At 66.9% G+C, this 18,170-nt stretch carries 19 protein-coding genes; 11 read left to right on the forward strand and 8 right to left on the reverse strand.

Features of this window, described 5'->3' with window-relative positions; genetic code table 11:
* Position 1: 1 nt before the first annotated feature.
* The 6 genes from ACIQXM_RS07785 to ACIQXM_RS07810 are packed head-to-tail and all read left to right on the forward strand — an operon-like array spanning position 2 to position 6,685.
* The gene (locus tag ACIQXM_RS07785) at positions 2 to 1,042 is read left to right on the forward strand and encodes an ABC transporter permease (RefSeq protein WP_400930032.1); all 1,041 of its coding nucleotides are present in this window, start codon (positions 2 to 4) and stop codon (positions 1,040 to 1,042) included.
* Positions 1,039 to 1,989, forward strand: a complete 951-nt coding sequence (locus ACIQXM_RS07790) for an ABC transporter permease (protein ID WP_400930035.1) — start codon at positions 1,039 to 1,041, stop codon at positions 1,987 to 1,989. Before ACIQXM_RS07785 ends, ACIQXM_RS07790 begins: the two co-directional genes overlap by 4 nt.
* Positions 1,989 to 3,707, forward strand: a complete 1,719-nt coding sequence (gene nikE, locus ACIQXM_RS07795; RefSeq protein WP_400930038.1) for a nickel ABC transporter ATP-binding protein NikE — start codon at positions 1,989 to 1,991, stop codon at positions 3,705 to 3,707. The genes ACIQXM_RS07790 and nikE overlap by 1 nt, the downstream gene beginning before the upstream one ends.
* Entirely contained in the window at positions 3,704 to 4,630 is a 927-nt protein-coding gene (locus ACIQXM_RS07800) for an LD-carboxypeptidase (protein WP_400930040.1), read from the forward strand. Before nikE ends, ACIQXM_RS07800 begins: the two co-directional genes overlap by 4 nt.
* A gap of 1 nt (position 4,631) precedes the next feature.
* A complete protein-coding gene (locus ACIQXM_RS07805) occupies positions 4,632 to 5,825 on the forward strand; it encodes a serine hydrolase domain-containing protein (protein ID WP_400930043.1) in 1,194 nt (397 codons plus the stop codon).
* A 26-nt stretch (positions 5,826 to 5,851) separates the two neighbouring features.
* Positions 5,852 to 6,685 (forward strand): serine hydrolase, encoded by an 834-nt coding sequence (locus ACIQXM_RS07810; RefSeq protein ID WP_400930046.1) that lies wholly within the window; start codon positions 5,852 to 5,854, stop codon positions 6,683 to 6,685.
* Positions 6,686 to 6,694: 9 nt separating this feature from the next.
* Here ACIQXM_RS07810 and ACIQXM_RS07815 read toward each other — a convergent pair whose 3' ends face one another.
* From ACIQXM_RS07815 to soxR, 3 genes are all read right to left on the reverse strand, one after another.
* Positions 6,695 to 7,840: a mandelate racemase/muconate lactonizing enzyme family protein gene (locus tag ACIQXM_RS07815; protein ID WP_400930049.1), complete on the reverse strand. Its 1,146-nt coding sequence runs from the start codon at positions 7,838 to 7,840 to the stop codon at positions 6,695 to 6,697.
* 67 nt (positions 7,841 to 7,907) lie between these two features.
* Entirely contained in the window at positions 7,908 to 8,429 is a 522-nt protein-coding gene (locus ACIQXM_RS07820) for a flavin reductase family protein (RefSeq protein ID WP_400930920.1), read from the reverse strand.
* A gap of 102 nt (positions 8,430 to 8,531) precedes the next feature.
* Positions 8,532 to 9,020 (reverse strand): redox-sensitive transcriptional activator SoxR, encoded by a 489-nt coding sequence (gene soxR / locus ACIQXM_RS07825; RefSeq protein WP_400930052.1) that lies wholly within the window; start codon positions 9,018 to 9,020, stop codon positions 8,532 to 8,534.
* 243 nt (positions 9,021 to 9,263) lie between these two features.
* On the opposite strand from soxR, the gene ACIQXM_RS07830 reads away from it, so the two are divergent.
* From ACIQXM_RS07830 to ACIQXM_RS07840, 3 genes are read left to right on the forward strand one after another with little or no spacing between them, the layout of a single operon-like run.
* Positions 9,264 to 10,247, forward strand: a complete 984-nt coding sequence (locus ACIQXM_RS07830) for a hypothetical protein (protein ID WP_400930054.1) — start codon at positions 9,264 to 9,266, stop codon at positions 10,245 to 10,247.
* Positions 10,248 to 10,292: 45 nt separating this feature from the next.
* Positions 10,293 to 11,210, forward strand: a complete 918-nt coding sequence (locus tag ACIQXM_RS07835) for a Ku protein (RefSeq protein WP_400930057.1) — start codon at positions 10,293 to 10,295, stop codon at positions 11,208 to 11,210.
* Between the two features lie 3 nt (positions 11,211 to 11,213).
* Positions 11,214 to 11,474: a hypothetical protein gene (locus tag ACIQXM_RS07840; RefSeq protein ID WP_400930060.1), complete on the forward strand. Its 261-nt coding sequence runs from the start codon at positions 11,214 to 11,216 to the stop codon at positions 11,472 to 11,474.
* Between the two features lie 11 nt (positions 11,475 to 11,485).
* Here ACIQXM_RS07840 and ACIQXM_RS07845 read toward each other — a convergent pair whose 3' ends face one another.
* The 5 genes from ACIQXM_RS07845 to ACIQXM_RS07865 form a co-directional block, all read right to left on the reverse strand.
* Positions 11,486 to 11,725, reverse strand: coding sequence for a DUF2630 family protein (locus ACIQXM_RS07845; RefSeq protein WP_400930063.1), 240 nt, complete (start codon positions 11,723 to 11,725; stop codon positions 11,486 to 11,488).
* A gap of 73 nt (positions 11,726 to 11,798) precedes the next feature.
* The gene (locus tag ACIQXM_RS07850) at positions 11,799 to 12,500 is read right to left on the reverse strand and encodes a glycosyltransferase (RefSeq protein ID WP_400930065.1); all 702 of its coding nucleotides are present in this window, start codon (positions 12,498 to 12,500) and stop codon (positions 11,799 to 11,801) included.
* Positions 12,501 to 12,503: 3 nt separating this feature from the next.
* Positions 12,504 to 13,826 (reverse strand): PIG-L family deacetylase, encoded by a 1,323-nt coding sequence (locus ACIQXM_RS07855; protein WP_400930068.1) that lies wholly within the window; start codon positions 13,824 to 13,826, stop codon positions 12,504 to 12,506.
* Positions 13,823 to 14,863 (reverse strand): acyl-CoA dehydrogenase, encoded by a 1,041-nt coding sequence (locus tag ACIQXM_RS07860; protein ID WP_400930071.1) that lies wholly within the window; start codon positions 14,861 to 14,863, stop codon positions 13,823 to 13,825. The genes ACIQXM_RS07855 and ACIQXM_RS07860 overlap by 4 nt, the downstream gene beginning before the upstream one ends.
* A gap of 266 nt (positions 14,864 to 15,129) precedes the next feature.
* Positions 15,130 to 15,594, reverse strand: coding sequence for a DUF4383 domain-containing protein (locus ACIQXM_RS07865; RefSeq protein ID WP_400930074.1), 465 nt, complete (start codon positions 15,592 to 15,594; stop codon positions 15,130 to 15,132).
* 152 nt (positions 15,595 to 15,746) lie between these two features.
* Here ACIQXM_RS07865 and ACIQXM_RS07870 point away from each other — a divergent pair, with 152 nt between their 5' ends.
* The gene (locus tag ACIQXM_RS07870) at positions 15,747 to 16,544 is read left to right on the forward strand and encodes an SDR family oxidoreductase (RefSeq protein ID WP_400930077.1); all 798 of its coding nucleotides are present in this window, start codon (positions 15,747 to 15,749) and stop codon (positions 16,542 to 16,544) included.
* Positions 16,545 to 16,547: 3 nt separating this feature from the next.
* Positions 16,548 to 18,032, forward strand: coding sequence for an FAD-dependent oxidoreductase (locus ACIQXM_RS07875; protein ID WP_400930079.1), 1,485 nt, complete (start codon positions 16,548 to 16,550; stop codon positions 18,030 to 18,032).
* The last annotated feature ends 138 nt before the right edge of the window (positions 18,033 to 18,170 follow it).

The raw sequence follows: 18,170 nt of genomic DNA on the forward strand, positions 1-18,170 counted from the left end.
CATGGCTGAGGCACTCAGCGAGAGCGACGTCGTTCCCGCCCGCCTGGATATCGATGAACCGCGCCGGGGCTCCTCCTGGCTCTACTACATCGGCATGAAGGCGGGCGGGTCCGTCGTTTCCCTGATCATGGTCATTGTCCTGGGGTTCTTCGCCTTCCGGATCCTGCCCGGGGATCCAGTGCGGTCCCTGGCTGACGGACGTCAGGTGACCGCAGAACAGATGGATATCCTGCGCCGCCAGTACGGGCTGGACCAGCCGTTGCTGGGACAGTTCTGGCGTTACCTGACCGACCTGTTCCAGGGGAAGCTGGGCGCTTCCTACACGTACAACCGGCCGGTCATGGAGCTGATCGGGGACCGCATCGGCCCCACCCTGCTCCTGACCGGCACCGCCGCCCTGCTGTCCGTTGTGCTGGGCCTGTGGCTGGGCCAGCGGGCGGCATGGCGGCGGGGTTCAGCCTTCGACAAGACCCAGACCGGGCTGGCCCTGTTTTTCTGGTCCGTGCCCACCTTCTGGCTGGGGCTGCTGATGCTGCTGGTGTTCGCCGGCGGCCTGCGCTGGTTCCCCACCGGCGGCATGGTCACGGCCGGCAGCACGGATACCGGCCTGGCAATGATCGTAGATGTGGGCCGGCACATGGTGCTTCCCGTCTTGACCATGGTTGCCGTGGTCTACGCGCAGTACCTGATGGTGATGCGGGCGTCACTGCTCGAGGAAATGTCCGCTGACTACCTCGTCACTGCACGGGCCAAGGGCCTGCGGGAAGACGAGGTGCGGCGCCGGCATGCGGTCCCCAACGCCATGCTGCCCACCGTGACCCTGATCTTCCTGACGCTGGGCGGGCTGGTGGGCGGAGCAGTCACGGTCGAAACCGTGTTTTCCTGGCCGGGTCTGGGCTACCTCACCTTCCAGGCCCTGTCCGCCCCGGACTTCCCGCTGCTGCAGGGCACCTTCGTGGTCTTCTCCTCGATCGTGATCATCATGAACTTCTTCGCGGACATCGTGTACCGCATCATCGATCCCAGGTTGCGTGCCTCATGAGCATCAAAGATCCACAAACCGCTCCCGATTCCCCGGTCCCCGCCGCCGGTCCGCCGCGGGGCGGCAGGCGGAACGTGGCCGCTGCCAGGCGTGCGGCCCAGGCCAAGGAAACCTGGAAGGAATTCAGCCGCAACAAGGCCGGCGTCACGGGTCTTGTGATCCTGCTGGCCGTGATTGCCCTGGCCCTGCTGGCGCCCGTCCTGGCTCCGGCGTCCACGCTGGACGTCACACAGCTGACCTCGCCGCAGAATGATCCGCCCTCCGCCGCCAATCCGCTGGGCACAGATCCCTCCGGTCGAAGTGTCCTGGCCCTGCTGATCTGGGGGGCGCGGGTGTCCCTGCTGGTCGGTTTTTCCGCCACGGCGGTATCCATGGTCATCGGTACTCTGATGGGCATGGCCGCCGGCCACTTCACCGGAGCTGCCCAGGCTGTCCTGATGCGCGTCATCGACTTCTTCCTGGTGGTTCCCGGGCTCGTTCTGGCAATTGTCCTGTCCAGCATCATCGGCGCCGGCGTCGCCACCATTGTGGTGGCCATCGGGATCACCTCCTGGGCCGGCACCGCCCGCGTGGTGCGGGCGCAGACCCTGACCGTGGAATCCCGTCCCTATATTGAACGGTCCTGGGCCCTGGGCGCCTCGGACGCGCACATCATCGGCAAGCATGTCCTGCCGGCCGTGATGCCGCTGGTGCTGGCGAACACCACGCTGACCGTCGGGTCCGCCATCATCGCCGAATCCACCCTGTCCTTCCTGGGCCTGGGCGATCCCAGCAGCATCTCCTGGGGTTCCATGCTCAAGACCGCCCTGGACACCGGCGCCGCCACGGGCGGTTTCTGGTGGTACGTGCTGCCCCCGGGCCTGGCCATTGTGGTGGTGGTGCTGTCCTTCACCCTGGTGGGACGCGCCGTCGAATCAGTCATCAATCCCACCCTGCGAGGACGCTAATGCCCAGACTCGAATTCTCCGATGTGCGGGTCACCTACACCACGCAGACGGATGGGGGCCCCAAGCCCATGGTCGCCGTCGACGGCGTGAACCTCACGGTGGAACCCGGTTCAACGGTGGGCCTGGCCGGAGAATCAGGGTGCGGCAAGTCCACCCTGGCCATGTCCGTCCTGCGCCTGCTGCCCGCCAACGCGAAAGTGGAGGGCAAAGTCCTGCTCGGCGGCCAGAGCGTTGCCGACCTCAGCTGGGGACGCCTGCGCGCGGTCCGCTGGACGGAGGCCTCCATTGTTTTCCAGGGCGCCATGCACTCCCTGAATCCGGTCCGCCGGGTTCAGGACCAGATTGCAGAGGCACTGATGATCCATGCCAAAGAGCTCAAGGGTTCCTACGGCACGGAGAAGCAGAGGCTGGCCCGGGTTGCCGAACTGCTTGAGCTCGTGGATCTGCCTGCGGCAAAGGGCGCTTCCTACCCGCATGAACTTTCCGGCGGGCAGAAACAGCGGGTCATGATCGCCATGGCCCTGGCCTGCGAACCGGAACTGATTATTGCCGATGAGCCCACCACCGCGCTGGACGTGGTGGTGCAGGCGCAGGTCCTGAACGTGCTGACCGGGCTGGTCCGCTCGCGCGGGCTCTCCCTGGTGATGATCAGCCATGATCTGTCCGTCCTGGCCGCCACCTGCGAGCGCATTGTGGTGATGCAGCGCGGGAAGATCGTGGAGGACGGCCCCTCCGCGGAGGTGATGCGCAGCCCGCAGCACCCCCACACCCGGGCCCTGGCGGCGGCGTTTCCCCTGATAGGGGATCTGTCCTCGCGGCTGCGGCTGCCCAAGTACACCGCACCGGATGCCCCCTCGGCCACGCAGGAGCAGCGTGCGGCCGGCGGAGCGGTGCGGGACCCGGAGGACGTGGTGCTGGAGGCCCGCAATTTGTCCGTCAGCTTTGCCGGCCGCGGCGCCGGTGCGGTCAGGGCCGTGGACAGCGTGAACCTGCGCTGCGGGCGCGGCGAAATCGTGGCCCTGGTGGGCCAGTCCGGTTCCGGCAAGACCACCCTGGCCCGGACCCTCCTGGGCCTGCAGAAACCCACCTCCGGCGAGGTACTGTTCGAAGGCAAACCGCTGGCTCATAACCGCAGGGCACTGAAGGCCTACCGGCGGTGCGTGCAGTTCGTCCTGCAGGACCCCACCGCCGCACTTAACCCCAAGCACAGCGTCTATGAGGCGGTCGCCGAAGGACCCCGCCTGCACAAGATGCCCGGCGACGAGCGTGACATCGTGGTGGAAGCCCTGCGGCGGGCCGAACTGTCCCCGCCTGACCGCTACCTCTCGGCCATCCCGCAGGAACTCTCCGGCGGCCAGCGCCAGCGCGTCGTCATCGCCGGCGCTTTGGCCCTGGATCCGGAGTTCCTGGTGGCCGATGAGCCCGTGGCCAGCCTGGACGCCTCCGTCCGGGCCGAAATCCTGGCCCTGCTCCTGCGCCTGCGCTGCGAACTCGGGCTGGGGGCCCTGGTCATCACCCACGATCTGGGCCTGGCCTGGAACATTGCCGACCGGGTTGTGGTCATGTACCAGGGCAAAATCGTGGAGGAGGGGCCCGTGGAGCAGGTCCTGCTCCACCCGCGGCACGAATACACCCGCCGGCTGCTCAGCGTGGTTCCCACCAATAACGTTCCCGCTGATGCCGCCGAGCCGGAGGCGCCGATCGGCAGCACCGCATGACCAGCGCAGCGGACTTCCCCGAACTCACCCCGCTGAAGCCCGGGGACCGCGTGGGACTGGTGGCTGTCTCCGGGCCTCCCCTGCCGGACTCCCTGGCTGAAGCAATTACCGTCCTGCAAGGCTGGGGGCTGGTTCCGGTTCCCGGCAAGCACCTGCAGGACCGGCATCCCCGTGCTGACTACCTGGCCGGAACGGATGCCCACCGCGCCGCAGATCTGCAGGACGCGTGGTGTGATGACTCGCTGTCCGCCGTCTTTGTGGCCCGCGGCGGCTACGGTGCCGTGCGCGTCCTGGACCTGCTCGACCCCGCGGCGCTGGCGGCCGCCCGGCCCAAAGCCCTGGTTGGTTCCTCGGATGTGACGGCGCTGCACGAATACTGGGCCGAACAGCTGGGACTGGCCACCTGGTTCACTCCCATGATTGCCACCAACGCCTTCCTTCGGGATGACGCTGCCCGCGCCGGCGTGCAGGAGGCACTCTTCACGCCCATTTCCGGCCGCGCCGTTACGTCGCCGGCGGCGGCAACGCTGGTGCCGGGCACCGCCTCCGGGCCCCTGGTGGGCGGAAACCTCTCCCTGCTGGCCATGACCATGGGCGCCCGGGGGCAGGCCAAGCCGTCCAACGCCGGCTGCATCGGCCTGCTGGAGGACGTCACCGAAGAGGTCTACAAGATTGACGGCATGCTGCAGACCCTCCTGCGGGCGGGCTGGTTTGAGGGGATGGCCGGGATTGCCCTGGGCTCCTGGAAGGACTGCGGCGATTATGCCCCCATCCGCGAACTCTGCCTCGAGGTCCTCGGTCCGCTGGACATCCCACTGGTGGAGGAACTGGGTTTTGGGCACTGCGACGCCGCAGCCAGCCTGCCGCTGGGCGTCACCGCCACCCTGGAGGCGGGGCCGGCCCCGCGGCTGGTCCTGAACTGACATGCCGCTTTCACCGGCGCAGGAACATGACCTGGTTCACCGGCTTCGGCACCTGTTGGATTCTGCCGTGGCAAACGGTGACATTCCCTCCGCTGTCTGCGCCGTCGCCGTCGACGGGAAGGCCCTGGAACCGGTGGCGGCCGGAGACAGCGTGAAGTACGGGAACGACGGCGGCCTGCTGGCTCCGTCAGCCCGCGTGGCCGCTGCTGCCGAAACCATGTACGACCTCGCCTCCATCACCAAGATTTTCACCGCACTGACCTGCCTGGTGCTGGTCCAGGGGGGTGTGCTGGACCTTGATGCTCCGGTTTCCCGCACGCTGGCGGCGTACCGGGGGAACCCGGACCGGGAGACGGTCACGCTCAGGCACCTGCTCACCCACACGTCCGGTCTGGCGCCCACCTGGTCCGGATGGCGCCGACGCCCCTTCCCGCAGGCTCCGCCCGACGTCCGCAGTCCCCGGCGCCGCGAGCTCCTTGATGATCTGCTGGCCGCCGGACTGCTCCACCGCCCCGGCCGCTCCTTTGCGTATTCCTGCGTGGGATACAACACCGCCATGGCCCTGGCTGAAGCGGCCGCCGGCACGCCCTGGCCGGATCTTCTCACTTCCCGGGTGCTGGATCCGCTGGCAATTCCGGACCTGACCTTCGCTCCGGGCCCGGACCGCTGCGCCGCCACCGAATTCTGCCCGGAGCTGGGCCGCGGCACCGTCCGCGGCCGGGTCCATGATGAAAGTGCGTTTGTGTTGGGCGGCGCCGCCGGAAACGCCGGACTGTTCGGCACGGCGTCCGCGCTGCTGGCCTTTGGGGAACGGCTGCGTGCGGGATTCCCGGAGCTGCTGCCTGCGGCGGCCGCAGAGCAGATGTGGACCAACCAGCTGCCGGAGCTCATGGGCACGGCAGCTGCCGCTGCTGCTCAGGAAGCCGGCGGCTACGGGCAGGGGCTGGGACTGCGGGTAGGGCAGACCGGCTGGATGGGCCGGTCCGCAGAGCAGGCCCGGGGCCATAACGGGTTTACCGGCACGAGTTTGCTCACGGACCGGGACCGGCGGGTCACAGTGGTTCTCCTGACAAACCGGGTGCACCCAAGCCGAACCTCCTCGGACATCGGCAGCCTGCGCCCGGCGGTCCATGAAACCGTTTATTCAGCCCTTCCGCCGGTTGACGGACCCCGACTTTTGACGCCCGAAGCCTGAAGCCTGAAGCCTGGAAAGGAACGCAGATGCCTGTTGTCTCGGATTACAGTGACGGGGTACCTTCCGTCTCATATGCCCTCAGCGGCATGGAGGGGAACCAGCTCGCAGGCTACCGCGAAGACGTGCGGTATTACTCGGCCAGCACCATCAAACTTCCGGTCCTGATTGCGGTTCTGCGCGCGGTGGACTCCGGGGACCTTTCCCTGGACCTGGTGCTGACCAGCCGAACAACCTTTACCAGTTCCATCCCCGGAGCCGGAGAATTCGGTTTCGAGCCCGACGAAGTGGATCCGGGCATGCCCGCCCCGGGGGAGGAAACAACGCTGCGCCGCGTCCTGGAGCGGATGATCGTTGTCAGCTCGAATGAAGCCACCAATCTGGCGGTGGAGCTGGTGGGGTTCGACGCCGTCAACGCGGTGCTCGCCGATTTGGGCGCCGATTCGTCCAAAATGGAACGTCTGATCGGCGACCTGGCTGCCTTGGAAGCGGGCCTGACCCAGGAGATCACTGCCGCAGACCTTGTCCGGGTGCTCCACGCGGTGGTGACGGGCAAAGCTGCCGGTCCCGAATCAACCGCTCTCATGCTGGATTTTCTCCAGGCCCAGGAATTCGGCAGGATCGGCCCTGCACTCGAAGCCGGCGGCTTTCGTCCGGTGTGGGGCAGCAAATCCGGGTGGGTCACCGGCATCACCCATGACGCCGCTTTTCTGGCGCCTCCCGGCACCCCGCTTTCCGCTCCGCTGCGCAGCGGGATCCTCCTGGCGGTGTGCACCCGCGGCTACGAACCGGACGCGGCCGCTGAGGTGATTGCCGCCGTCTCCACCCTCGCCTGGACGCTGACCGCCGGCGAGCGCGCCTAGGCCGCAGCCTCAGCTCCGGCTGGCGACCTGGGCGGCAAGTCCCCGGATTCCCAGTCCGGGTAGGTCGGGCAGGAGTATCTCCGCGCCGGCGTAAGCCGGTCCTCCGGTAACCGCCGGCTCCCGCAGCCACAGGCCCCCGTCAAGATCCTGTCCGCTGCTGCCCGGAAAGGTGCCGTTCAACCCGGCGGCCGCCGCCAGGGCCGCCGCGGAACCGATTCCCACGGTGCTCTCCAGCATGCAGCCCACGAGCACCCCGAGTCCGGCTGCCCTGGCCCGCAGCACCAGCTCAATGGCCGGATAGAGGCCGCCGGCCTTGGCCAGCTTCACGTTCACCAGGTCTGCGCTGCCGCAGGCCAGCAGGGCATCCAGATCAGAGCGGTCCCATACGGATTCATCCGCCATAATCGGCGTGGTGACGCGGGAGCGAACTTCGGCCAAAGCGGCCAGATCACCGGCAGGTACGGGCTGCTCCACCAATTCCAGCCCCACCCCGGCAGCTTCCATGCCCCGGATCGCCGCAATGGCCTCCTTCGCCGTGTACGCCTGGTTGGCATCCACCCGAAGCGCAATGCCGGGGCCGACGGCGTTCCGCACGGCCAGCAGCCGGCCGACGGGATCTCCATCGGCACTGAGTTTTACCTTCAGACACCGGAACCCGGTGTCCGCATAGCCGCGTGCGGCCGCAGCCAGCGCGGGTGCCTCATCAACGGAAAGTGTCATGTCGGTGAGCAGGCGTCCGGAACCGACGTGCTGCCCGGTTCCGCCGGAGAGGCCCGGATAGGAGCGCACCAGGAATTGTGCCAGGGGCAGTCCCGCCGCGGCCGCTGCTACGTCGTGCAGCGCACAGTCCGCTGCCATGCGGGCCGCCGCGGGGGCAGCACTTGCGGCGATGTCCCGGGCGGTCTCCCGGAAGGCGCCTGTTTTTGTTCCCAGCACCAGGGGCGCGAGCATCTCTTCCGCCGCGGCCAGCACCTGCGCGGTGCTGACTCCGGTAACCCGGCTGATCGGCGCCTCGCCCCAGCCGGTGCATCCGCCGTCGTCAACCAGCTCCAGCAGGACCGTTTCCAGCGTGTCCGCGCTGCGCACCGCCGTCGTAAACGGGCGCAGGAGCGGAACTTTGACGGGGTGGACGCGGAACTGGACAACGGAGGCCATGGCGATCCTTCGAGCGGGCGGGAGGACGGTGCCCCAAGCCTAGCCAGCAGGTCCAGCGCTGCCGGTGTTATGAGATGGCCGAGTCTCCGTTGAGGCGGTGATAGGTGCGGTTGTGATAAACCAGCGGCTCGGACGCGCTGCTGTCCCCGACGATTTCCAGCACGGAAGCGGCAATCAGCACCGAGCTGCCCACCGGGGTGCGGGAGAGGATGCGGCACCGCAGGGCCCGGGGAATGCCGGCGAGCAGCGGCTCGCCGGTGGGCAGGCGGCTCCATTGCAGGTCCTCCGTGAAGCGCTCCCGGCCCGGACGGGCAAACCGCGACGCCAGATCCGCATGTCCGGCGTCCAGCAGGTGGACCACCAAAGTATCGGCATGCGCCACCACGCCTGCGGATCCGATCTCGGACGCCAGGGAAAAGGCCAGGATGGGCGGCTGTGCGGAGACCGAGGAGACGGACGACGCCGTGAGGCCTGCGGGCGCGCCGTCGCCGTCACCGCCGGCGGCGGTAATGATGGCCACTCCGGCAGGGTGCGCGCGGAAGACGTTCTTGAACTGTTCCACAACGTCGTTTGTGGCAGGGAAAGTCATAGTCAAGGCACTGCTTCCTGTGCTGCGGCGGCTGCCGCCTCTGTCAGATCCGGGTGAATCCATTCCACGGTAAAACCTCAACATTGGTTGAGGTCAAATCCGTCAGGGTTCGAGGACCTTGGCTCCGGTGCCGCCGGCCGCGGAGGCATCATCAGGGTTCACGAAACGGCAGTCGGCCAGGGACAGGCAGCCGCAGCCGATGCAGCCGCCCAGCCGGTCCCGCAGGGCCGTGAGCTGGTGGATCCTGCGGTCCAGGTCCTGGCGCCAGGCACCGGAGAGCCGCTGCCAGTCGGCCTGGTCCGGCACCCCGTCCCTGGGCAGTTCCTCAAAGGCCTGGGCGATGGTGGCCAGCGGAATTCCCGCGTGCTGTGCTGCCCGGATCACGGCCACGCGGCGGAGCACCGAGCGGTCAAAGCGCCGCTGGTTTCCGGCGGTGCGCCGGCTGGAAATCAGCCCCTGCCGCTCGTAGAAGTGCAGGGCGGAAACGCTCACGCCGCTGCGCTCGGCCACTTGGCCCACTGTCAATTCGGGACCGCCCGGAACGTCCCCGCCGGTTGAATCCGCCCTGTCCACAGTCCTGTCCTTCGTCATCGGTTCCATTATCCGCTTGCCGGGTCCGCCGCTCACCATCTTTCGGCTCTGGCGGTCCGGGGCCAAAGATGTGAGAGTAGCGCCCTGATCATGCTTCAACTCCGCCCGGAGGCCGGGATCATGACCGTGCGTCCCGCCGAGTGCGGAGCTCACGCCCGAATGCGGCGGGGAAAGCGGCATCGCCGCGGCACTCGAGGCGGACAGCCCCGACGCCCGACACCCGATTGCACCAGGAAGGCCCTCATGTCCCCTGCAGATCCCCCCGGCACCGGAACCCTGGTTTTCCTGCAGGGCACCGGCGATCCGGACCCCGTGCCCGCGGAAACGATTCGTTCCATGCTGGCCCGGGACCCGGTGCTCTCACACTTCACCGTCCTGAATGTGGCCTGGGAAGCCGGCGGCACCCCGGACATCAGCGTGGTTCCGTCCCTGCCTCCCAGGTACCGGCAGGAAACGGCTGCCGTACCGCCGGAACCGGACACCGGGCGGGCGCTGGCACTGGCCGGATTGGATGTGCACTCGGCTCCGCCGCTGTATCTCCCCGCCGTGCCCGTCTCCCCGCCCGGAACCGGAACCGGCCCTGCGCCGGAAACCCCCGCCAATCCGCAGCACGGAGACACTGCTCCACGTGAAAAGACTCCCTCCCCGGATGCCATGGAGACCCTGCTGGGCAGCACCCTGGAGCGCCTGACCTTGAACCTGGTCACCGACGTAGCGGTGCGCCGCCGGGTCCCGCTCATGGCGGCGGCCTCGGATTTTTCCCGCAGCATTGTTTTCTACCTGCGCCGCGGAGCCGAAGCCCGCGCCGCCATCACTGAAGCAATGGGCACGGTGGACCGGAATGCCCCGGTTATTCTCTTCGGCCACAGCCTGGGTTCAGTGGCGGCCGTCGATCTGGTGAGCAGCCCCGAATGGCAGGCCGAGGGTCTTCGGGCGGATCTGCTAGTCACTGCCGGCTCCCAGAGTTCCTGGCTCTGCCTGCTCGGCGGACTCACCTATCTGGGCCCTGACGGGCAGGGAAGCATTCCGGTGCCCTGGCTGAACTTCTGGGATGAACGGGATCTTCTGTCCTTTTGCGCAGAGCGGGTGTTCGCCGGGCGCGGCGCTCGGATTGCAGACCGGGAAGTAGTGTCGGGGGAACCTTTTCCGGCCTCACACAGCGCTTATTTTTCCAACCCGGAGGTTTACGCCGCCATCCGCGAAGAACTGGCGGCCCTGAGCGGTTAGCAGCACTCTGGCCGGAGCACCCGGATTTAGTGTTCACTGGACTACATGAGAGCGATCTGGAAGGGAGCCATAGCTTTTGGGCTGGTCAATGTGCCGGTCAAAGTCTATGCCGCCACAGAGGACCACGACGTCAGCCTGCACCAGGTTCATGAGAAAGACGGCGGACGCATCCGCTATCAGCGCCGCTGCGAAATCTGCGGCGAGGTGGTGGAGTACAAGGACATCGCGAAGGCGTACGACGACGGCGAGCAGACCGTGGTCCTCACGGACGAGGATCTGGCATCCCTGCCGGTGGAGAAAAGCCGTGAAATCGACGTCGTTGAATTCGTCCCCAGCGATCAGGTGGATCCCATTCTTTTTGACCGGACCTATTACCTGGAACCGGACTCTAAATCGACCAAATCCTATGTGCTGCTGCGCCGTACCCTGGAGGACACCGACCGCACGGCCATTGTGCAGTTTTCGCTGCGGCAGAAGAGCAGGCTGGGTGCCCTGCGGGTCCGCGGCGATGTGATGACCCTTCAAACCCTGCTGTGGGAGGACGAAGTCCGGGAAGCGGCCTTCCCCTCACTGGATGAGAAGGTGCGCATCAGCGCCAAGGAACTGGAAATGTCCTCGGCTCTCGTGGAATCCTTCAGCTCCGATTTCAACCCGGCAGAGTTCACCGACGACTATCAGGAGCAGTTGAAAACGCTGATCGAGGCAAAGCTGGAAAAGGGCGAAGCCGTGGATACCGACGAGACGTTCGGTGTTGAAGACGAAGAGGAGGGCGGGAAGGTCCTGGACCTCATGGAAGCCCTCCGCCGCAGCGTGGAAAAGAACCGCGATAAAAAATCGGGCGGCTCAAAGTCCTCCGGCTCCGGAACACGGCCGTCATCGGGCACCAGGAGCGAAGAGGACAAGCCTGCGGAAAAGAAGCCCGCGGCGCGCAAGACCGCAACCAAAACCAGGAAGGGTGCCTAGACCATGGCGTTGACCAATTTTTTCCGGGACCGCAACGGACGCATCTGCATCGCCGAAGTCCCCAACCTGCCCATCCTCGCCTGGGCCGGGTTCGGCGCTGCCTCCATGATGGCGCTGACACCGAAATACCAGGAGGTCATGGGCACCCTGAGCAAGGGTTCCCTGCTGGTGTGGGCGCTGCTGGAAGCGGTGCGGGGCCACAGCCCCTTCCGGCGCGTCCTGGGCATGTCCACGCTTGCCCGCGAGGTCCTCCCCCGCAGCTAGGCCCGCTGTGCCTACTGGCGGTAGCCTTCGACTTCATCCACCGGCCGGACGCTCACGTCGTCGGGATTTTCGCCGGCATCAATCCGGGCCCGGCGCTGCCGCAGCAGGTCCCAGCACTGGTCCAGCTGTTCCTCCACCCGTTTCAGCTGCTCCAGGCGGTCTTCGGGGTGGTCCGCGGCTGAGGAGTCCCTGAGGGCCTGTTCCTTCTCCACGAGTTCTGAGATGCGGTGCTGAATGTCGGTAGCGTCCATTCCCCAACGCTAACCATCCTTTTCACCCGTGACCAGAACCCGCAGCGGGAAGTTGTGTTGAGGGAAGCCTGGATCAGGCGCCGAGCAGCTGGCGCAGGAACAGGGAAAAGCCAACAGGCGCCCGTCCGTCCCGGCGTCCGGACGTCGTCACCCGGATGTTGTCCGTGGCGGTCCACGGTGTCCCGCACGCCTTCAGCCGGGCGACCAGGTCCACGTCTTCGTGGGCAGGCAGCGGCGCAAAGCCCCCGGCCCGGTTGTACGCTTCCGCGGTGAAACCCAGGTTCGCGCCGTGGACGTGGGGATGGCCCTCCTCCAGGGCATGGAGGCTGTGCCATCGCGAGAGTTCCTCCGCTGTCAGATCTTCCGGATCCGGAACCGCAGTGCCCAAAACCAGGCCGTAGCCTGCAGCGGCAAGACGGTACTGGCCCAGGAGCCAGTCCCGGGGGACCACTGTGTCCGCATCAGTGGTGGAAATCCAAAGCCCGGGAGGCAGCGGCAGGGAAGCGATTCCGGCCGCGCGCGCCGCGCCCACTGTGCCGAAGGCCCCCTCCACTATCTGCAGCTGCAGCTCGGGCGCCCATCGGGCCTGCAGGTCTTCCACCGCCTCAGCGGTTCCGTCGGTGCAGGAATCCAGCACCACGGTAATCCCGGCGCGGACACCGCAGGCTTCGGTAAGGACCATGGCGGCAGCGGCAACCGAGGACAGAGCTGCGGGCAGCAGCTGTTCTTCGTTGCGGGCCGGAATGACTACGGCCAGATGTTCAGGCGCAGGCATGAATCAGAGTGCTGCCGTCCGGGCCAGGACATCAATCCGGAAATCTTCCTCGCAGTGTTCGGCAACCACCCGCAGTCCGTGCAGTGCCCGGAAGGCTTCATGCACCTGGTCGCCGGTCAGTTCCCAGCCCTCGTTGGGATGACGCCAGTGGCACAGCAGCACCACGCCGTCCTCCGTGAGCGATGCTTCGGTGCGCCGGACAAGTTCCTCCAGCTCGCTGTGCTGGAGGAAATAGCCGATCTCCGACACCACTATCAGGTCAAAGCAGCCCTCGGGCCAGTCGCGGGGCACGGCCCCCTGCGCCAGGCGCACCTGGTCCAGGCCCGACAGCCGGGTCCGGGCCAGCTCCAGTGCCCGCTCGCTGATGTCCGTTGCGGTCAGGGCATCGGCGCGGCCGGCCAGCTCCCGGGTGAATACGCCAATGGAACAGCCGGGTTCAAACACGGACGCGAACCGGGGGCGCGGAAGCATGGCCAGGCTCAGGGCACGCTTGCGGTGCTCGTAGAAGCTGTCCTCAAAGTCCCAGGGATCCGTCGAACTACCGTAGAGGTCCTCGAACACCTCCCGGGGCGGACGCGGCCGGGTCAGCACAAAGGACTCAAAATCCCGGTCAAAATGCGCCAGGACACCCGGGCTCAGCAGCGCCTCGTCCCCGGGCGCAGGTGACAGGGGCTTCACCTGGCTCACATGCGCCGCCATGGCACGGGCCTTGGCGGGTGCAGCATCGCCGAGGGAAAGCAGCATCAGGTCCGCCGGGACATCCTCGGGCTTGCCCCAGTGCCACAGCCAAATCGGATATTCCAGGAGCGGCAGCCCCAGGGTCCGGGCGAGTCCTGCGGCAGCCCTGCCGGCCGCATCGTGGTCGGTATGCCCATCGGTCCGCCAGGGGGCAACCAGCACAGTGTGTTCGGTGGTGGTGCCCACGACGGCGGCCAGGGCCGCGTCGAGTTTGCTCCGGTGCTCCTCAAGCGCGCCGTCGGGCAGATCCAGGAAGTGAACGGCCGCTCCGGGCGCCAGTTCCGCCACGGCAGCGGTCAGTTCTCTCCGGCGCACACGGGCCAGTTCCTCCGGGGTGAAGGTGGGCGAATCAGGATGGGACGCCTCCCCGGCCGTGGCCACCACAACGTCGACGGCAGCGCCGCGGGAAGCGAGGGTGGCAATGAGCCCGCCGGCACCAAGCGTCTCGTCATCGGGATGCGCGGCCAGGACCACCAGCCGCGAAGCCGTCTGGGGAAACAACCGGTCCAGGTCCAGGGGAGTGCGGCTGCCCAAAACGCGGATCCATTCTTCTTCCGGCACGGACCGGTCCAGGTGGCTGAAGGTCACCACGGGGCATCCCCGCCCTGCAGCAAGGCCCGGCCCAGGGCGGCAAAATCCCGCTCAGCATGATGCTGGCGCAGATAAATCCGCAGGTCCGCCGTGCGGCGGGCGTGGTCCTCTTCAAGCGCCAGCGGGCCGGGTCCCAGTCCGTGATCCGTCAGGGCAAGGATGTCTTCGGCGGCATCCGCCACGACACTGCGCACACGATGGGCCAATACCGCTCCGTCCACGCCTTCCGCCCGCCCGGCGTCGACCTCCCCGGCAGCGAAATCCAGAACCGCGCGGGCGGCCTGGAGCCGGGCGTCCGCCTTGCCCAGCAGCATCAGGGCAATCTGGTCCGGTTTTCGTTCAGCGGCGGAAGCGTAGAGGCGGCGTGCCACCCCTGCTGCCCCGCCGTACCAGCAGGCGGCAACCCCCATTCCTCCCCAGGCAAAACCGGGACGGTCCAGGTACCAGTTGTCCGCTCCGACCGGGCTGGCCGCTGCGCCGTGGAAATCCACCGGACCGCTGTCCACGTTCGCCAGCCCGCGGCTGACCCAGCGTCCCGGCAGCGGTTCCACTGCGGGCTGGCGCAGGTCTACGGCAAAGGCACGACGGCGGCCGTCGCCGGTGTGAGCGGTCACCACGGCGTGGTCAAGACCAGCCGCCAGCGAACACCAGGGCTTTCGGCCGGTGAGTTTCCAGCTGCCCGCAGACTGGTCGGCGTCCAGGGCCATGCCGGGGCCCTCGGCGGCGAAGACTCCCCAGCTTCCGGGCGACGCGGCAATTCCGGCCTGTTCAAGGATGGCGAGGGCGTCCAGATGCGGTTCGACGGATCGGGCGGCAGTCAGGTCAGCGGCAGCAACGGTGGCCAGAATGGACCACAGCTGTCCGGTCCGCCCCTGTCCGGGGAACGGAGCATCCTGCGAAAGTTCCTGCGCGAGTGCCAGTGAGTCTGCGGCGCTGCCCGCTGCGGCCGCCGCTTTCCGGTGCACGTCGGGCAGACCGGGCACGCCCCGCGCGCCGAACCCACGATTCGCGGAGGAAAAAGTTGTGCTGTCCACCGTGTCCTGTCCTCACTCCAGGATCGGTGCTGCCCGCCCGTGGTGCCGTGTTGGAAATCTTTGCCCCCAGTTTGCCAGCACTGCGGTCCTGATTCCTATTCCCGGCGCACGGACGCCGTACGGGCGCCGCCCTCCTGCAGGGCGGCCCTGCCACCGGGGACTGGCCCCGGGGACAAAGGAAAAGGACCGGATGATCCCGGTCCTTTTCCTTCCGCCCGGCATCCGGACAACCCGGTGCCTGCGGCCGGCGCCGTGCTGCCGGCCGGTCAGGCGGGAGAGGTGCGTCCTGTTGTCGCTGAACGTGTGCCGAACAGCAGGCCCAGCCCCACCATGACGACGCCCAGGATCAGGTGCAGCCAGTTGTCCGCAGTATTGACGGGAACAAAGTTTCCTGTGGAGTCATGGGGAACGACAAGGCCAAAGATGAACAGCAGCAGATAAATGATGCCGCCGCCGATGAGGTAGGTCCTGGCCGCACTGTGGGTCCGGGCCATGAGAAGCCCCAGGAAACCGAACAGCAGATGAACGACGTTGTGCAGGATGGAAACCTGGAAGACGCCGAGCAGGACCGCTTCGGATGTATGGCCGGAAAAATACAGGGCTTCATAGTTCCCCGTGATTCCCGGGACAAACCCCAGAACCCCGATCAGGAGAAAGACGAAACCGAAATAAAAGGAAGCTCTCTGGGCGTTGGTGCGGCGAAGGGACTTGCCGCTGATGGGATAGGACATTGGAAACTCCTTTGCCTGACCGGCTGCGGCCGCTGATACTCACGACAGATATTCCCCGCGGCGAATGGTTCTTCAACTGTTGCACAATCCCCTGAACATGGGAAGCATACTTAGCATCACCGTTTGACGGGACCCTGAAAGGAAATACAGCCATGGTTTTTACTCCGCGCACAGCAATAGTTACCGGCTCTGACTCCGGCATAGGCAAGGCCACGGCAGTTGCATTGGCTGCAGCCGGAATGGACGTTGGCATCACGTGGCATACCGATGAGGCAGGGGCCAAGGACACCGCGGAGGAGGTCCGGGCACAGGGCCGCAAGAGTTTTACCGCCCGTCTGGACACCACCGACCTCCCCGGCTGCGGAGAGGCCATCGACCAGCTGGCGGCAGAGCTGGGCGGATTGGATGTCTTCGTCAACAACTCTGGAACCGGAGACGGAAAACCCTTCCTGGACCTGGACTTCGCCACCTGGAAACAGACTCTGGACACCAATCTCAACGGAGCATTTGTGTGCCTCCAGCACGCCGCCAAAATCATGGTCGATGCCGGCAGGGAAGGCCGGCTCATTGCCGTCACCAGCGTTCATGAAACCCAGCCCCGGGTAGGTTCGGCGGCCTACACCGCCTCCAAGCACGGCCTGGGCGGGCTGATGAAAGTCATGGCCCTGGAATTGGGCCAATACGGCATCACGGTGAACTCCGTGGCGCCCGGAGAGATTGCGACCCCCATGACTGACCAGACCGACGAGGATCCGCATCAGGCATCCCGCCCGGGCATCCCCCTGGGCCGTCCGGGAGACGCCCGGGAAATTGCAGCGGTGGTGGCTTTCCTGGCCTCCCCGGCGGCCAGTTACGTAACCGGCGCCTCCTGGCCCGTGGACGGCGGGATGCTGCAGATGGGACCGCAGGGCGGTTCCCACATTGTCTCCACCGACTGGCTGGAGGCGTAACAGATGGAATCTCTCTGGCTCGCCACTGCTCCGCGCATTGCCACGGATGCATTTATTCCGGAGGCGGCATATGAAACGGTAGTGGTGGGCGGCGGGCTGACCGGGCTCACCACGGCGCTGCTCCTTGCCCGGCGCGGCCAGAAGGTTGCCGTCGTGGAAGCGCGGGAGGCCGGGGCCGTCACCTCCGGAAACACCACGGCAAAGGTGTCCCTGCTGCAGGGCCTTCAGCTTTCCAATATTCTGTCCCATCAGGGGGCGGACGCCGTCCGCGAGTATGCCCAGGCCAACCGGGCGGGCCAAGACTGGCTCCTCGGGTTCTGCCGGGAGCGGGGCGTGGACCATGAGTTCCGCACCGCCTACACCTATGCGATCAGCGACAAGGGACGGCAAAGCCTGGAGAAGGAACTGTCCGCCGCCACTGCTGCCGGCCTGTCCGTGCAGCAGACCCGGGACACGGAACTCCCCTTTGACGTCTCGGGCGCCCTCAAGATGACCGGCCAGGCCCAAATTCATCCGCTGCAGGCGCTGGGCGCCCTCGCTTCGGAGTTCCGTTCCTTGGGCGGGACCCTGATTCAGGGTGTTCGGGTCACCGGAGCCGGCACGGCGCCGGACAACCGGATCCGCGTCGCCACTTCTTTCGGCTCCGTGTCTGCGCGCCATTTGGTCCTGGCCACCGGAATACCCGTTTTGGACCGCGGCGGTTACTTTGCCCGGCTCCTGCCGCTGCGCTCCTACGCCATGGCCCATCCCGTTCAGGGCCAGGTTCCGCAGGGTATGTATCTGTCAGTGGATACACCCTCCAGGTCGTTGCGCACCGCCCGCGTGGACGGCACCGATTACCTCATTTCGGGCGGAAACGGACATGCGGTGGGCCGGCACCCTCATCCCCAGGCACTGGTGGATGACCTGGCCGAATGGACGGAACGGTACTTTCCGGTAGCCGGGCCTTCCCATATCTGGTCCGCCCAGGACTATGAGCCGGCTTCCGGCCTGCCGTATGTGGGAGAGGTGCCCTTCGGCGACGGCAGCATCTTTGCCGCTACCGGTTTCAACAAGTGGGGGATGACCAACGCCGTGGCTACAGCCTTGGCCCTGAGCCAGGCGATAGCGCCCGTGCAGGACGGGGGCGCGGACCGGAACTGGTATCAGCCCCGGCTCTCCCCGCGCGATGTCCTGACCGCGGTGCGGGACAATGCCGAAGTCGGCCTGGAAATGCTGGCCGGCTGGGCATCGTCGCTGGCCGCAGCGGACGAGTCCGCCCCGCCCGAGGGCCAGGGAAAAGTGGTCCGGCGCAATGTGAAACCCGTGGGCGTGTGCACCGTTCACGGTGAGACGTCAAAAGTCTCGGCGGTCTGTCCCCATCTGGGTGGGGTGCTTTCGTGGAATGACGCCGAGTCGTCCTGGGACTGTCCGCTGCACGGGTCCCGTTTTGCGGCGGACGGAACGCTCCTGGAAGGACCGGCCGTTCGGGGGCTGGAGACGGCCTGACACACCTGCCGTTCCAGCCCCTGCCGGTTCTCCCGTGCGGTGGGGGCTAGGCTCCCGCCCGTGGACCGCCCGATTCGGGGTCATCCGTGGCCGGATCCGTCTCCGGTGCTGCTCCCAGCCCTGAGGTGGAGGTGGCGG

Origin of the sequence: Arthrobacter sp. NPDC097144, assembly GCF_044762205.1 — a bacterium.
In the GTDB taxonomy this organism is placed as follows: Bacteria; Actinomycetota; Actinomycetes; order Actinomycetales; family Micrococcaceae; genus Arthrobacter_B.

Excerpts from the sequence above, each read along its gene's own strand:
- ACIQXM_RS07835 (WP_400930057.1), top strand. The coding sequence starts at position 10,293 with ATGAGAGCGATCTGGAAGGGAGCCATAGCTTTTGGGCTGGTCAATGTG.
- ACIQXM_RS07810 (WP_400930046.1), top strand. The coding sequence starts at position 5,852 with ATGCCTGTTGTCTCGGATTACAGTGACGGGGTACCTTCCGTCTCATAT.
- ACIQXM_RS07870 (WP_400930077.1), top strand. The coding sequence starts at position 15,747 with ATGGTTTTTACTCCGCGCACAGCAATAGTTACCGGCTCTGACTCCGGC.
- soxR (WP_400930052.1), bottom strand. The coding sequence starts at position 9,020 with ATGACGAAGGACAGGACTGTGGACAGGGCGGATTCAACCGGCGGGGAC.
- ACIQXM_RS07800 (WP_400930040.1), top strand. The coding sequence starts at position 3,704 with ATGACCAGCGCAGCGGACTTCCCCGAACTCACCCCGCTGAAGCCCGGG.
- ACIQXM_RS07805 (WP_400930043.1), top strand. The coding sequence starts at position 4,632 with ATGCCGCTTTCACCGGCGCAGGAACATGACCTGGTTCACCGGCTTCGG.
- ACIQXM_RS07875 (WP_400930079.1), top strand. The coding sequence starts at position 16,548 with ATGGAATCTCTCTGGCTCGCCACTGCTCCGCGCATTGCCACGGATGCA.
- ACIQXM_RS07785 (WP_400930032.1), top strand. The coding sequence starts at position 2 with ATGGCTGAGGCACTCAGCGAGAGCGACGTCGTTCCCGCCCGCCTGGAT.
- ACIQXM_RS07850 (WP_400930065.1), bottom strand. The coding sequence starts at position 12,500 with ATGCCTGCGCCTGAACATCTGGCCGTAGTCATTCCGGCCCGCAACGAA.
- ACIQXM_RS07845 (WP_400930063.1), bottom strand. The coding sequence starts at position 11,725 with ATGGACGCTACCGACATTCAGCACCGCATCTCAGAACTCGTGGAGAAG.
- ACIQXM_RS07865 (WP_400930074.1), bottom strand. The coding sequence starts at position 15,594 with ATGTCCTATCCCATCAGCGGCAAGTCCCTTCGCCGCACCAACGCCCAG.
- ACIQXM_RS07840 (WP_400930060.1), top strand. The coding sequence starts at position 11,214 with ATGGCGTTGACCAATTTTTTCCGGGACCGCAACGGACGCATCTGCATC.
- ACIQXM_RS07820 (WP_400930920.1), bottom strand. The coding sequence starts at position 8,429 with ATGACTTTCCCTGCCACAAACGACGTTGTGGAACAGTTCAAGAACGTC.
- ACIQXM_RS07790 (WP_400930035.1), top strand. The coding sequence starts at position 1,039 with ATGAGCATCAAAGATCCACAAACCGCTCCCGATTCCCCGGTCCCCGCC.
- ACIQXM_RS07815 (WP_400930049.1), bottom strand. The coding sequence starts at position 7,840 with ATGGCCTCCGTTGTCCAGTTCCGCGTCCACCCCGTCAAAGTTCCGCTC.
- ACIQXM_RS07830 (WP_400930054.1), top strand. The coding sequence starts at position 9,264 with ATGTCCCCTGCAGATCCCCCCGGCACCGGAACCCTGGTTTTCCTGCAG.
- nikE (WP_400930038.1), top strand. The coding sequence starts at position 1,989 with ATGCCCAGACTCGAATTCTCCGATGTGCGGGTCACCTACACCACGCAG.